The 13,979-nt window shown below is 61.9% G+C and carries 8 protein-coding genes; 3 read left to right on the top strand and 5 right to left on the bottom strand.

Features of this window, described 5'->3' with window-relative positions; translation table 11 throughout:
- The first annotated feature begins 10 nt into the window (after positions 1-10).
- Both MCB86_RS16420 and MCB86_RS16415 read left to right on the top strand, forming a co-directional pair.
- Complete coding sequence (locus tag MCB86_RS16420) at positions 11-742, top strand: SDR family oxidoreductase (RefSeq protein WP_045163211.1); 732 nt, start codon at positions 11-13, stop codon at positions 740-742.
- A gap of 26 nt (positions 743-768) precedes the next feature.
- Positions 769-1,359, top strand: a complete 591-nt coding sequence (locus tag MCB86_RS16415; RefSeq protein WP_239611504.1) for a 2-hydroxychromene-2-carboxylate isomerase — start codon at positions 769-771, stop codon at positions 1,357-1,359.
- Between the two features lie 35 nt (positions 1,360-1,394).
- On the opposite strand, the gene hrpA is transcribed toward MCB86_RS16415, so the two are convergent.
- The 5 genes from hrpA to fadD2 form a co-directional block, all read right to left on the bottom strand.
- Positions 1,395-5,477 carry an ATP-dependent RNA helicase HrpA gene (gene hrpA / locus MCB86_RS16410; protein ID WP_239611503.1) on the bottom strand — a complete coding sequence of 1,361 codons (4,083 nt, stop codon included), beginning with the start codon at positions 5,475-5,477 and terminating at the stop codon, positions 1,395-1,397.
- A 117-nt stretch (positions 5,478-5,594) separates the two neighbouring features.
- A complete protein-coding gene (locus tag MCB86_RS16405; RefSeq protein ID WP_239611502.1) occupies positions 5,595-7,199 on the bottom strand; it encodes a M28 family metallopeptidase in 1,605 nt (534 codons plus the stop codon).
- Between the two features lie 374 nt (positions 7,200-7,573).
- Positions 7,574-9,259: a methyl-accepting chemotaxis protein gene (locus MCB86_RS16400; RefSeq protein ID WP_045163215.1), complete on the bottom strand. Its 1,686-nt coding sequence runs from the start codon at positions 9,257-9,259 to the stop codon at positions 7,574-7,576.
- A 261-nt stretch (positions 9,260-9,520) separates the two neighbouring features.
- Positions 9,521-11,209, bottom strand: coding sequence for a long-chain-fatty-acid--CoA ligase FadD1 (gene fadD1, locus MCB86_RS16395; RefSeq protein WP_045163216.1), 1,689 nt, complete (start codon positions 11,207-11,209; stop codon positions 9,521-9,523).
- Between the two features lie 218 nt (positions 11,210-11,427).
- Positions 11,428-13,116, bottom strand: a complete 1,689-nt coding sequence (gene fadD2, locus MCB86_RS16390) for a long-chain-fatty-acid--CoA ligase FadD2 (protein WP_239611501.1) — start codon at positions 13,114-13,116, stop codon at positions 11,428-11,430.
- A gap of 276 nt (positions 13,117-13,392) precedes the next feature.
- On the opposite strand from fadD2, the gene MCB86_RS16385 reads away from it, so the two are divergent.
- Positions 13,393-13,863, top strand: a complete 471-nt coding sequence (locus tag MCB86_RS16385) for a MaoC family dehydratase (RefSeq protein WP_045163218.1) — start codon at positions 13,393-13,395, stop codon at positions 13,861-13,863.
- Positions 13,864-13,979: the final 116 nt, after the last annotated feature.

The following is a 13,979-nucleotide window of genomic DNA, read 5'->3' as shown; positions in this document are numbered from 1 at the left end:
AGCGCACCCCATGGATAACAACAATCGTGTCGCCATGATCATCGGCGCCGGGGATTCTACCGGCGGTGCCATTGCGCGGCGCTTTGCCCGTGAGGGCTACGTGGCTTGCGTCACCCGGCGTAGCGCCGACAAGCTGCAGCCGCTGGTCGACAGCATCATTGCCGAGGGCGGTCGTGCCCATGGCTTCGCCTCCGATGCGCGCAAGGAAGATCAGGTAGCCGAACTGGTCGAGACCATCGAGCGCGATATCGGCCCAATCGAGGTGATGGTGTTCAACATCGGCGCCAACGTGCCGTGCAGTATCCTCGAGGAAACTGCGCGCAAATACTTCAAGATCTGGGAAATGGCTTGTTTCTCTGGCTTCCTTACCAGCCAGGCGGTGGCCAGACGCATGGTGACCCGCGGGCGCGGCACCATTCTCTTCACCGGTGCCACGGCCGGTTTGCGTGGGGCTGCCGGCTTCGCTGCCTTCGCCGGGGCCAAGCACGGCATCCGCGCGCTGGCGCAGAGCATGGCGCGCGAGCTAGGCCCGATGAACATTCACGTGGCCCACGTAGTGGTCGATGGCGCCATCGACACCGACTTCATCCGCGACAGTTTTCCCGAGCGCTACGCCCTCAAGGACCAGGACGGCGTGCTCAATCCCGAGCACATCGCCGACAACTACTGGCACTTGCACAGTCAGCCACGCGACGCCTGGACCTTCGAACTCGACCTGCGCCCCTGGATCGAGCGCTGGTAATCCCCCCTTCCCTTTGGAGTTGCGACATGGACAAGACCGTGGAGTTTTTCTTCGACCTCGGCAGCCCGGCGGCGTATCTCGCCTGGACCCAATTGCCCGCGCTGTGCGAACGCGCCGGCGCAGAGCTGCGTTATCGGCCCATGCTGCTCGGGGGCGTCTTCCAAGCCACCGGCAATAGCTCGCCGGCGACCGTTCCGGCGAAAGGCCGTTACATGACGACGGACCTGTTGCGCCATGCACGCCGCTACGATGTGCCGTTCGACTTCAACCCGCACTTTCCGATCAATACGCTGGCGCTGATGCGAGGCGCAGTCGGCTATCAACTGCAGCAACCCAAGGATTTTCCGCGTTATCTGGACGCCCTGTTCAAAGCTCTCTGGGTCGATCAGCGCAACCTCGGCGACGAGCGGATACTAGCGACGGTCCTGGCGGAAGCCGGCCTCGAGCCCGAGCAGTTCCACGCCTTGGTCACCGATGAGCACGTCAAGAACGCTCTCAAGGCGAACACCGAAGAAGCCGTGCTGCGCGGCGTGTTCGGTGCGCCGACGTTCTTCGTGGGCAGCGAAATGTTCTTTGGACAGGACCGGTTGGGCTTCGTCGAAGAAGCCTTGAGCTAGTGCCCAGACCGTATGCCCGGCCTGGCGATGCGCCGTCAGGCCTCGACCTGTCCCCACTGCTTGTTCAGTCGCTTGTCCGATACCGCGACTTTCGTCCCCAACTGCTGGGCCCAGAGCGATACGCGGTATTCCTCAAGCATCCAGCGGTACAACGCCAGTTCCGGATCGCGCTTGCCTTCTCGCTGATGCTTCTTCAGGCGTGCCTGGTACTGCTCCCAATAGCCGGCCAATTCGCCGGACCAGACGCGATCACGCTGTAACTGCGCGCCGATCTTTTCGAAGCGCTGCTCGATGGCCTTGAGATAGCGCGGGTATTCCTTGAGCCATTCAGCCGACGTTTCGCGCACGAAGCCGGGATAGACCAGATTGCCGAGCTGCGCCTTGATGTCGTTGAGCGTCACGGCTTGGGCCAGATCGATCTTGCCTTTGAAGCGTTTTTGCAGCCCATGCCAGAGCTTGAGGATTTCCAGTACCTGCCGCGCGAGGCGTTCGGCATGCGACGTCCAGTCGCCACGCTTTCGCTCCGCGAGCGCAGCCAACGCCGCGCCGTCGCGGGGTAGCGAGGCTTCCCCATCGAGGATGCAACTGTCGAGGCTGGCCAGCAGGATGTCCTCGAGCAACGCATCCACCTTGCCCATCTCGCGGTAAAGCAGCGCCAGGTCGGTAAGGCCCGGCAGTTTGCTGCGTAGGAATTTCGCCGGTTCGCTGAGTTGCTGCAACAACAGTCGCTGCAGAGCGCGGCGGTGCTGATATTCGGCCTCCGCCTGGGTCGGGAAGCGGCCTTCCTTGACCACGCCACCCTCTTCCACCAAGGCGGGATAGACCGTCATCGACAATCCGGCCATCTTCGCCTGAGCCGTTTGTGCCACCTCAGCGAAGGCCTTGGCTTCGACTGGTTTCTGCTCCGCCTTTTGCTGCGGTGGCGCCAGCGCGGCCTGGCTGGCCTCGGAGAAGCGCGCAGTGAGCTCAGCCAGATCGCGTCCTTCACCCAGGTACTTGCCGCGACCATCGACCACTTCGATGTTCATTTTCAGATGGCTGTCGAGCTGGTTCGCTGCCTCGTCCCATGCCTCTTCAGACACGCGGGCGCCCGTCATGCGCAGCAGTTCGCGGCCCAACGCCTCGGCCAACGAGCCCTCACCGAAGCTGACCTTCGAAAGCGCAGCCCTGACGAAATCCGGCACCGGCACGAAGTTTTTGCGGATGGCCTTGGGCAGGCCGCGCACCAACGCTACGGCCTTGGTTTCGAGAAGCCCGGGCACCAACCATTCGAGCCTTTCGCTGCGCAGTTGCGGCAGCAGCGGTGCCGGCACGCGCAGCGTCACGCCATCGCGCGGATGGTTGGGTTCGAAGTGGTACTCGAGCGGCAATTGCAGTTCGCCGATGTGCAGCTGATCCGGGTACTGCGCGCTAGTGACCTCACTGGCATCACGGGCGAGCACATCCTCGTCCCGCATCATCAGCAACTGCGGGTCTTTCGCACTTTCGCGCTTGTACCAGCTCTCGAAGCTGGCGGTCTGATAGATGTCCTGCGGCAGACGCGCGTCGTAGTAAGCGAACAAGGTGTCCTCGTCGGCAATGATGTCGCGCCGGCGGGCCTTGGCTTCCAGTTCGTCGAACAGCTCCAGCAGCTCACGGTTGGCCGTTAGCGCCTTGGCGCGGCTGTGCATTTCGCCGCGTACCAGCCCTTCACGGATGAACAGCTCACGTGCCGCAGGCGGATCGATCGGACCAAAATGCACCGGCCGGCGCGCGACGATGATCATGCCGTATAAGGTCACCTGTTCGAATGCCACCACTTGACCGCGCTTCTTTTCCCAATGTGGTTCGAAGTGGTTGGTCTTGGTCAGATGCTTGGCGAGGGGCTCGATCCAGTCCGGCTCGATCTTCGCCACCATGCGCGCAAACAGCTTGGTGGTCTCCACCAGTTCGGCCGCCATGATCCAGTTGGGCTTCTTGCGCCCGATGACGCTCGACGGATGCACCCAGAAGCGTCGCTGCCGCGCGCCGAGGAAGTCGCCCTCCTCGGTCTTGTGCCCAACCTGGCTGAGCAAGCCGGAGAGGATTGCCTTGTGCACGGCGGCATAGCTCTTGGCTTTCTGTGCCGCCTCGCTGGCTTCGGCTTGCTGGGCGAGCTTGACGTTGACCTTTTTATCGGTGGTGAGCGCGGGCTGCTCGATGGAAGAGGCCCCGCCGTCTTCCACCTTACGGGAGTCGGCCTTTTTGGCGGATGGCTGACCGGGACCAGCCGTTTCCTTGCGCTTGCCCAGATTCAGCTCACGTGCGATCAGGGTCAGCTGCCGATGCGCATCGCGCCATTCGCGCAGCCGCAGATAGTTGAGGAAGTGCTTCCGGCACCAGGTACGCAGCGGATTGGAGCCGAGCGCCTGGCGCTGTTCTTCGAAACCGCGCCAGAGGTTGATCAGCGCAGCGAAATCCGAGTCCGGGTCCTTCCACTGGGCATGGGCCTGGTCGGCCTGCTGCTGACGATCGGCCGGGCGCTCGCGCACGTCCTGCACCGACAGCGCACTGGCGACGATCAACACCTCGGCGAGGCTGCCTAGGCCGGCCGCTTCCAGCAGCATTCGACCCAGACGTGGATCGATCGGTAGACGCGCCAGCTGCCGCCCGAGCGGCGTCAGCTGATTCTCGCGGTTGACCGCCGAAAGCTCCTGCAACAGGTTGAAGCCATCGCTGATGGCCTTGCCGTCCGGCGGCTCGATGAACGGAAAGTCCTCGATCTGACCGAGGCGCAAGTGCAGCATCTGCAGGATCACCGCCGCCAGGTTGGTGCGCAGGATCTCCGGATCGGTGAATTCCGGTCGAGAGAGAAAATCCTCTTCGCTGTACAGACGAATGCAGATGCCCGGCTCGACCCGCCCGCAACGGCCCTTGCGCTGATTGGCACTGGCCTGAGACACGGCCTCGATCGGCAGTCGCTGGACCTTGGCGCGGTAGCTGTAGCGGCTGATACGCGCAGTGCCGGAGTCGATCACGTAGCGAATGCCGGGCACGGTCAGCGAAGTTTCCGCGACGTTGGTCGCCAACACGATCTTGCGGCCGGCAGCGGGTCGGAAAATCTTCTGCTGCTCGGCCGGCGTCAACCGCGCATACAGCGGCAGCACCTCGGTAAAGCGCAGATTGGCCTTGCGCAGCACCTCGGCGGCGTCGCGGATCTCGCGCTCGCCGGGCAGGAACACCAGCACATCGCCGGGGCGCTTGCCAATGCTCTTCTCATGGGCGTCGATCTCGTCCAACGCGGCAAGGATGCCCTGATCGACGGTGAGGTCGTCCTCGACCCGGTTGCCATCCTCATCGGTTTCTGCCGCCAGCGGCCGGTACCAGGTTTCGACCGGATACGTACGCCCCGACACTTCGACGATGGGCGCATTACCGAAGTGTTCGGAAAAGCGTTCCAGATCGATGGTCGCCGAAGTGATGATCACCTTCAGATCGGGCCGACGCGGCAGTAGGGTTTTCAGGTAGCCGAGCAGGAAGTCGATGTTGAGGCTACGTTCGTGCGCCTCGTCAACGATGATGGTGTCGTATTTCTCCAGGAAGCGGTCGTGCTGGGTCTCGGCCAGCAGGATACCGTCGGTCATCAGCTTGATCAGCGAGCTGTCCTTGCTCTGATCCTCGAAGCGCACCTGATAGCCCACCAGCTCGCCCAGCGGCGTGCCGATTTCTTCGGCCACTCGGGTCGCCACGCTTCGCGCCGCCAGCCGGCGCGGTTGGGTATGGCCGATCAACCCGTGCACGCCGCGGCCGATTTCCAGGCAGATCTTCGGCAGCTGAGTGGTCTTACCCGAGCCCGTCTCGCCCGCAATCACCAGCACCTGATGCTTGCGCAGCGCCTCCTTGATCTCCTCACGCTTGGCAGCGATCGGCAGGCTGTCGTCGTAGCGCATGGCTGGCACGCTCTGCCGGCGCGCCTCGACCTTGGCCACCGAGGCCTGGAAACGCTCGAGCCACAGGGAAAGGTGCTCGTCTTCGAGCGGCGCATCGCCGGCCTTCTTGCGCAGGTCATGCAATTGACGACGCAAGCGATGACGGTCGGCAAACATGGTCTGATCGAGGTTTTCCAGGAGTTGTGCAAAAGCGGGCGTTGCGTCGGTCATGGACAGCCGTAAGCGATTTCGAGAAGGACGCGATTGTCGCAGATTTAGCCGGCTGGCCGTAGGGAAAGGGACTGATGGAAAAGACCGCGCCGGCTAGCCGGCGCGGCGCTCACGCGGTCAACGGATCCAGTGACCCCAACGCGACTTCTCCTGCGCCTTCTGCATGCGCAGGGTGCCGATGCCCTGCTCGGCCGCTGCGTCGATCTCGTCGTCGACCATCTTGGTCGACAGCGACAACCAGCTGGTGGCGAAGGCCAGGGCGTCACCATGCAGTTCCAGCGCGTCGGTGGAGATGTTCCCGAGGTTGTCACACTCGCTGTGGTAGCACGGATCGTACGCCTGCCCGGCCGCACCGCCATAGAGCTGCGCCTGCTCTACGCTCTTGATGTCTTCAGCACCGGTGAACAGGCCACCAAAGGCGATGCCGTCATCGAAGAACTGCGCGTAATCGGAGCGGAAGTCGATCTCGGTCCCCTCCGAGGGTGCGTTGCGCAAGTGGAAGTAGGAGCGGAACAGGCGCTCGATCGCACCGGAGCCGGGCGGGCCCTGCAGGCCGAAATCGGAGCCATCGCCGTCATAGATGAAGTTGGCGTAGTTCGGCGAACCGATCATATCGACGTTGAGGTACGCCTTGATCTGCTGTTTCTCCTCCTCCGGTAGCTGAGTGACGTAGTAGGTCGACCCGACCAGCCCGGACTCCTCCGCGCCCCACCAGGCGAAGCGCACCTTGTTCAGCGGGTGCGCCTTGCTCATCAGCGTGGCCATTTCCAGCAAGGCGGCGCTACCGGAGCCGTTGTCATTGATGCCAGGTCCTTCGAAGACCGAATCCAGATGCGCACCGACCATCACCACGTTGTCCGGATTGCCGCGACGGGTCTCGGCCAGCACGTTGTAGGTCTCCGACTGCTCACGGATCACGTCGACGTTCATGCTCAGCTGAAGCCCCTCGGTCTGCGACCAGCTCACACCATTGTCATAGGTCGAGAACATCACCGGGATGCCACCCTGATAGTCCTCGCCCAAGGTCGCGACCAGCAGATCCTTGCGGTCCTCGGTATCGCCCTGGTTGAAGATGATCGCTCCGGCTGCGCCAGCGGCGGCCGCATTGGTGGCCTTCTCGCCGAACGGACAGGTGCCGCGTTGCATCAGCGCAATGGCGCCCGCCGGGAAACCAGCGAAATCAGACGGCTCGCAGCCGCTGGTCGAGGTATTGCCCAGGCCGAGCGCCAGGTCCACCGGCACCACGGGCGCTGTGACATTGCCAGGATCGGTCTGGTCGGCGTAGGTGAAATCCTCCTCCCAGATGTACTGCACCGGCTGCGGCGTCACTGCCGCTAGCGCGCCCGGGCCTGCGGGATAGAACGCCAGGAACGGAAATGCCTGCACCCTGACCCGATAGCCGGCGCGCTCGAGAGTGCTGCGCACGTAATCCACCGAGGCTTGATAGCCAGACTGTCCGGAGGCGCGATTGCCGCGGTTCATTGACGCGATGTCCTGCAAATTCTCCAGGTGCTTCATCACGTTACCGGCCTGCATACAGCGCGGCAGACCGAGCGGCGTTCCCACCAGCAACGGTGATCGACAGATCCGAGAGTCGGGCTTGCCGGGCGACCAATAGTCATCGAACGCAGCGATCTCGGCGGAGGGTGCTGCCAAGGCTGCGGTGGAAGCGAATAAAGCGAAAGAAGCAACTACCCGACGTGCATTGTTTTTCTTCTGCATGGGTAACTCATCCTTGCAACGAGATTGATGGGCAGGCCGCAAAATGGCATGCGCCATCGTCCCCTACGGCACAGACGGCCGTTGAAAACGGAGCGAGCGACAGATATGGAGGCCAAGCCGGCTGCGTCGCGCACCGGCGCGCTGCAGTTGCTTACATCAGACGGCTTCAGCACGGCATAGGGAGGCGCGCTGGCATTCAACAGCCGCTGGAGCGGACGCGGCCATAGGGTCCTAGACCCGGGTTGTCTCGCTTCGGTTCGCGCCGTCGCGCCAGACGGCAGCACCGCCGGTCGGCTTGATGGAACCCGACGGAATTCTGCCGGCAGTTCTCGACAGACCAAGGCGGGCATTACACCCGCCTCATCGATGATGGCTCAGATACGAAACTGGCCGACCAGACGCTGCAGACTCTCGGCCAGGCTATTGAGTTCGCGGGAGGTCTGGGCGCCTTCGGCGGCCTCCTGCGCCACGCCATCAACCGCATCGGCGATGTGATGAACGCTGCGATTGATCTCCTCGGCGACCGCAGTCTGCTCCTCGGCGGCGCTGGCGATCTGAGCGTTCATGGAGCTGATGGTGCCTATCAGCGCGGCAATCGCATCCAGCGACTCGCCCGCCTGGTTCGACTGGGCCCGGGTGCTTTCGCCCTGCTGCCCGGCGCGACCCATGCCGGTAACAGTCATTGCCGTGGTGTTCTGCAGACGGTCGACCATGCCCTGAATTTCGACCGTGCTCTGCTGGGTACGGCTGGCGAGCGCTCGCACTTCGTCGGCGACCACTGCGAATCCGCGGCCGGCCTCGCCGGCGCGTGCCGCTTCGATGGCGGCATTGAGCGCCAGCAGGTTGGTCTGCTCGGCGACCGCCCGGATCACGTCGAGAACGCCTACGATGCCTTCCACATCCTTCTGCAACCCGCCAAGCGATTCGCCGCTGTCACGCAGCTCGCCGACCAGAGCGTGGATCTGCTGAATGCTGCTGTCCACGGTTCGCTTGGCGCCCTGGCCCTGCTGATCCGCTTCCTGCGCCGCTTCGGCGGCGCGCTGTGCGCTCATTGCCACTTCCTGTGCAGCAGCCGACATCTCGTTGATCGCAGTCGCCACCTGATCGGTTTCATGGCGCTGTGCGGCCATCGCCTGCTCGGAACGTTGCGCCTGGCTGGCAACGCTGGCAACCAGCGTCGTCAGCTGGCCGGTGGTTTTCGAAACCTGCTGAACCAGGCCATGGATCTTTTCGACGAAGCGATTGAACGAGGAAGCCAGATCGCCCAGTTCGTCCTGGCTGGTAACTGGCAGGCGGTGGGTCAGATCGCCCTCACCGGACGCCATGTCATCGAGCTTGCCCTTTATCAGCATGAGCGGCCGTAGCAGCGTGCGGCTCGTGGCAGTTACCAGCACGGCGATCAGCACCAGCAGCGCGACGGCGGAGCCTAGCATGACGAACAGCAGTTCGTTGATGTCGTCCTGGAACGCTTTCCGAGCCGCCTGTACATCGCGCTCTACTCCGTCCAGATTGAGCGATGTGCCAAAGACCATGTTCCACTTCGGCAGATGCTCTGCATAGCCGATCTTCGGGACGAGCGTCGTGCTGTTGCCCAGCACAAAGCTGTAATCGACGTAACGGCTTCCATCCATACCGGCCCGGACGAGCTCACGGATGGCGTACTTGCCGCTGGGGTCACGATAGTCATAGAAGCTTTGCCCAATCTTGTCCTTGGTGTTGCCCTGGAGAATCCGCACGCTTTGTTCGTCGTAGCCCCAGAAATAGCCGTCCTTGCCGTAGGAGAGCGTTTCCAGAATGGCCACGGCGCGGTCTCGTGCTTCCTGGTCATCCGAGGCGGAGCTATCGTAGATGGGGGCGATCATCTTCCGGGCAAGCTGCACGTAGTTTTCCAGTTCCGCGCGGCGATCCCGAACGAGATTTTCACGCGTCTCTGCTTCCTGCTTGGCCGCCAGTTCTTGCAGCGTGAGCACGGATATGCCGCTGAGGAGTATCGCCAACAAGAGGATTGGACCTAATGCGAGGATGAGAAGCTTCGTTTGCAGACGTAATCTGGAGAGCATGAGCTGGACCTTGAGCAGAACTTAAAGGCGGCGAAAGCGCCTGTTTTTCGGCGCCAAATTTATCGCACCATCGAGGCTATCGGCTAGCTAGCGGCGTAATTGAGTCAACCAAGCAAATCTTCCCTCGAAGATGACGTAGGTCTTAACGCGCGCGAGACAGATCGCTCAAGCCAGAACAGACGGTAGGCGAGCCGGCCTCGAACGAGCGCACTGCTCCAAAAAAAAGCCCCGCCGAAGCGGGGCTCTCACTAGCCTGAGTCGTTACTTCTGGCCGAGTTTGCGCAACTCTTCGTCACGCAGTTCACGTCGCAGAATCTTACCGACGTTGGTGGTGGGCAGGCTGTCGCGGAACTCGACGGTCTTGGGACGCTTGTAACCGGTGACGTTGTCGTGCATGTGCTGCATGACCTGCTCTTTGGTCAGGCTCTCGCCCGGCCTGACCACCACGAAGAGCTTGATCGCCTCGCCAGACTTGTCGTCCGGTACGCCAATCGCGGCACACTGCAACACGCCAGGCAGCGTGGCGAGCACGTCTTCCAATTCGTTGGGATATACGTTGAAACCGGATACCAGAATCATGTCCTTCTTGCGATCGACGATGCGCATGTAACCGTCGTCCTGGATGATTCCGATGTCGCCCGTCTTCAGCCAACCCTGCTCGTCGAGCACTTCGGCCGTGGCTTCCGGACGCTGCCAGTAGCCCTTCATCACCTGCGGGCCCTTCACGCATAGTTCGCCAGTAGCGCCTATCGGCAGTTCGTTGCCATCCTCGTCGATGACCTTGCACTGGGTCGAGGGCATCGGGATGCCAATGGTGCCAATCTGAATGCCACCGAACGGATTGACCGACACCACCGGACTGGTTTCGGTCATGCCGAAGCCTTCGCAGATCGAGCAGCCAGTCACCTGCTGCCAACGCTCCGCCGCCGCCAGCTGCAATGCCATACCGCCGGAAAAGGTGGCCTTGAGCGCGGAAAAGTCCAGCTTACGGAAGCTCTCGTTGTTGCACAGCGCCACGAACAGCGTGTTGAGGCCGACGAAGCCGGTGAACCGATACTTACTCAGATCTTTGACGAAAGCCGGCAGGTCGCGCGGGTTGGTGATCAACACGTTGTGCGCGCCGATCAACATCATTGTCATGCAGTGAAAGGTGAACGCGTAGATGTGATAAAGCGGCAGCGGCGCGACCATGGTCTCGCAGCCACTGCCCAGCTCGGTGCCCATCAACCCACGACACTGCAGCATGTTGGCGACCAGATTGCGATGGGTCAGCATGGCGCCCTTGGCGACTCCGGTGGTGCCACCGGTGTACTGCAGCACGGCGATATCGTCACCGCTCGGGTTGGCCTCGCTCGGCACCTTGCCACGCCCAAGGGCCATGGCCTCGTTGTATTTGACCGCCTTGGGCAGATGGTAAGCAGGCACCATCTTCTTCACGTGCTTGACCACCGCATTGACCAGCAGTCGCTTGATGGTCGGCAGCATGTCGCCGACCTCGGTAATGACCACATGGCGAATGCCAGTCTTCGGCAACACGTCTTCGGCCAGGTGGGCCATGTTGGCCAGGCACACCAGCGCCTTGGCGCCGGAGTCGTTGAACTGATGCTCCATCTCCCGCGCGGTGTACAGCGGGTTGGTGTTGACCACGATCAGGCCGGCGCGCATGGCGCCGAATACCACGATGGGATACTGGATCAAGTTGGGCAGTTGCACCGCGATCCGGTCGCCCGGTTGTAGATCGGTGTGCTGCTGGAGATAGGCGGCAAATTCGCCGGACAGCGTGTACAGCTCGCCGTAGGTCAGGGTTCTGCCGAGATTGCTGAAGGCCGGCTTGCCCGCGAACAGCTCGCAGGATTGTTTGAGCACAGCCTGGATGTTCCGGTATTCATCGGTATCGATCTCGCTTTCGACCCCGACAGGATATTTATCCTTCCAGAAGTTATCGGTCATGAAACCCCACTCCTAAGCGACAGCTTTACTGCATATGGCAGCTGTTTTGTTGTGTTTTGTTAACTTTTGTACGGCAGTTCCGCGCAAAAGGCGGGGCGAGGTTAGCAGTTTTGCAACAGCCCGAACAGTGGCTCCGAGTGATGCGAGCACACACAAAGTGACTGACAGGACAAATCCAGTCACTCAGTGCGAGCTTAGAGAGCCGCGTCTTGGTGGACTCAGGCCTGATCGCGCAGCTCCCTGCGCAGAATCTTGCCAACCGGGGACATTGGCAAGGAGTCACGGAACACGAAGTGCCGCGGCACCTTGTAACCTGTGAAATTCTCCCGGCAATAGGCTTGCAGCTCTTCGAGGGTCAGGCTGGGATCGCTACGGACCACAAACAGCTTCACCGCCTCTCCTGACTTCTCGTCCGGCACGCCGATCGTGGCACAAGCAGCGACCTTCGGATGAGCCATGACCACGTCTTCGATCTCGTTGGGATAGACGTTGAAACCAGAGACGATGATCAAATCCTTCTTGCGGTCGACGATGCGCACGAAGCCGTCCGGATCGATCACCGCGATGTCGCCGGTCTTCAACCAGCCTTCACTATCGAGTACTTCGGCGGTGGCTTCAGGCCGCTGCCAGTACCCCTTCATCACCTGCGGACCCTTGACGCAGAGTTCGCCGCGCTCGCCCAACGGCAACTCGTTGCCCTCGTCGTCGATCACTTTGAGCGTCGTACCCGGTACCGGTAGGCCAACGGTGCCCAGACGCGACTGGTCGCCGTGCGGGTTGGCGCAGACCACCGGCGAACTCTCGGTCAGCCCGTAGCCTTCGGTCACGGTGACACCGGTCAAACTCTTCCAGCGCTCGGCCACCGAGGAGACCAGCGCGGTGCCACCCGAGTTGGTGCCCTTGAGCGCCGAAAAATCGATTTTCTTGAAGTCTCGATGCGACATGAGCGCAACGAACAACGTGTTCAGCCCGAGAAAGGCGGTAAAGCGCCACTTCTGCAGTTCTTTGACGAAGCCGTCGATGTCGCGAGGATTGGTGATCAACACGTTATGGTTGCCGGTCACCATCATGCACATGCAATTAACCGTGAAGGCGTAGATGTGATACAGCGGCAACGGCGCGATCATCACCTCTTGCCCATCCTTGATGAGCGGATGGCCGTCAGCGCCCAGTTGCTGCATGTTGGCATGGACCTGGCGCATGTTGGCCACCAAATTTCCGTGCGTAAGCATCGCGCCCTTGGCCACGCCGGTGGTGCCGCCGGTGTATTGCAGCACCGCGACGTCGTCGAGCGTCAACGGAACCGGCTTGAGGCTATGGCGTCCCCCCTCGGCGAGCACGTGTTTGAACGAAACGGCCTGGGGCAGGCTGTAGGCCGGGACCATCTTTTTCACATGCTTGACCACGGCATTGACCAGCAGCCCCTTGACCGGCGGCAGCATGTCGCCAATGTGCGCCTCGATAAGCACTTCGATGCTGGTATCGGGCAGCACTTCCTGCACCAGCTTGCCGAACGTATTCAGGTACACCAGCGCCCGTGCGCCGGAATCCTTGAACTGATGGCGCATCTCACGCGCGGTGTACAGCGGATTGGTATTGACCACGATCAGCCCGGCACGCAAGGCGCCGAAAACCGCGATCGGGTACTGCAACAGGTTGGGCATCTGCACCGCGATGCGATCTCCCGGTTGCAGATCAGTATGGTTCTGCAGCCAGGCCGCAAATGCGGCCGAGTAGCGTTCCAGGTCGGCGTAGCTGAACGTCACCCCCATGTTGCTGTAAGCAGGGCGGTTCGCATGGGTTTTGCAGGAGCGCTCGAACACCTCCACCACCGAGCGGAAGCCCCCCATATCCACATCGTCGGGCACACCGGCGGGACGCTTGTCGTTCCAGAAGTCAGGTTGCATTGTTATTGGCCTCGTTACCTGAGAGTGTCTGGCCCACTCGTCGCGGGCTGTGGCGAACTTAACAGCTCCGCATTGCAGAGCAATAGGTCGACCGTGTAAATCAGCGACGTGAATCTCGGCCCACGGCGGCAAAGCCAAAGCGAACCGGGACAACCGGCCTGCCGCCCTCTAGAATGCAGCCACCCAAGCGCCCTCCACGGCGTGCCCGTCATGGCCGTGCGGCAACCCCTGCCGCGACGGGGTTTTCCGTTTGTTATCGCATTCAGAGGTTTACGCATGAGTACGCTAAGCAACACACCCTACGCCGATCTGGAAGTCGGCCAGAAGGCCACGTACAGCAAGACGGTGGAAGAGCGCGACATTCAGCTGTTCGCCGCGATGTCTGGCGACCACAACCCGGTCCACCTGGACGCCGAATTCGCTGCCTCGACGATCTTCCGCGAGCGCATCGCCCATGGCATGTTCAGTGGTGCGCTGATCAGTGCCGCAGTGGCCTGCGAATTGCCGGGGCCGGGCACCATCTATCTGGGACAAACGATGCGCTTCGCCCTGCCGGTCAAGCTCGGCGACACCTTGACCGTGCGCCTGGAGATTCTAGAGAAACTGCCGAAGTTTCGCGTCCGCATCGCCACCCAGGTGTTCAACCAGCGCGACGAAATGGTCGTCGATGGCGAGGCCGAAATCCTCGCACCGCGCAAAGCGCAAACCGTCGAGATCAAAGCCCTGCCACCGGTCAGCATCGGCTGATACAGGGGACGCGCGCTCACTAGCGTCAGTTTTGGCCGACAAGCCCAGCGCTTGACGGCGACAGCCAATAGGCGCCTCCGCGGCGCCTTCCTTCTGCGCTCAGCCAGTAGAATCTC

It is taken from the genome of Pseudomonas sp. KSR10 (assembly GCF_022355455.1).
In the GTDB taxonomy this organism is placed as follows: Bacteria; Pseudomonadota; Gammaproteobacteria; order Pseudomonadales; family Pseudomonadaceae; genus Stutzerimonas; species Stutzerimonas stutzeri_E.
This window is presented reverse-complemented; position numbering and strand designations above follow the sequence as displayed.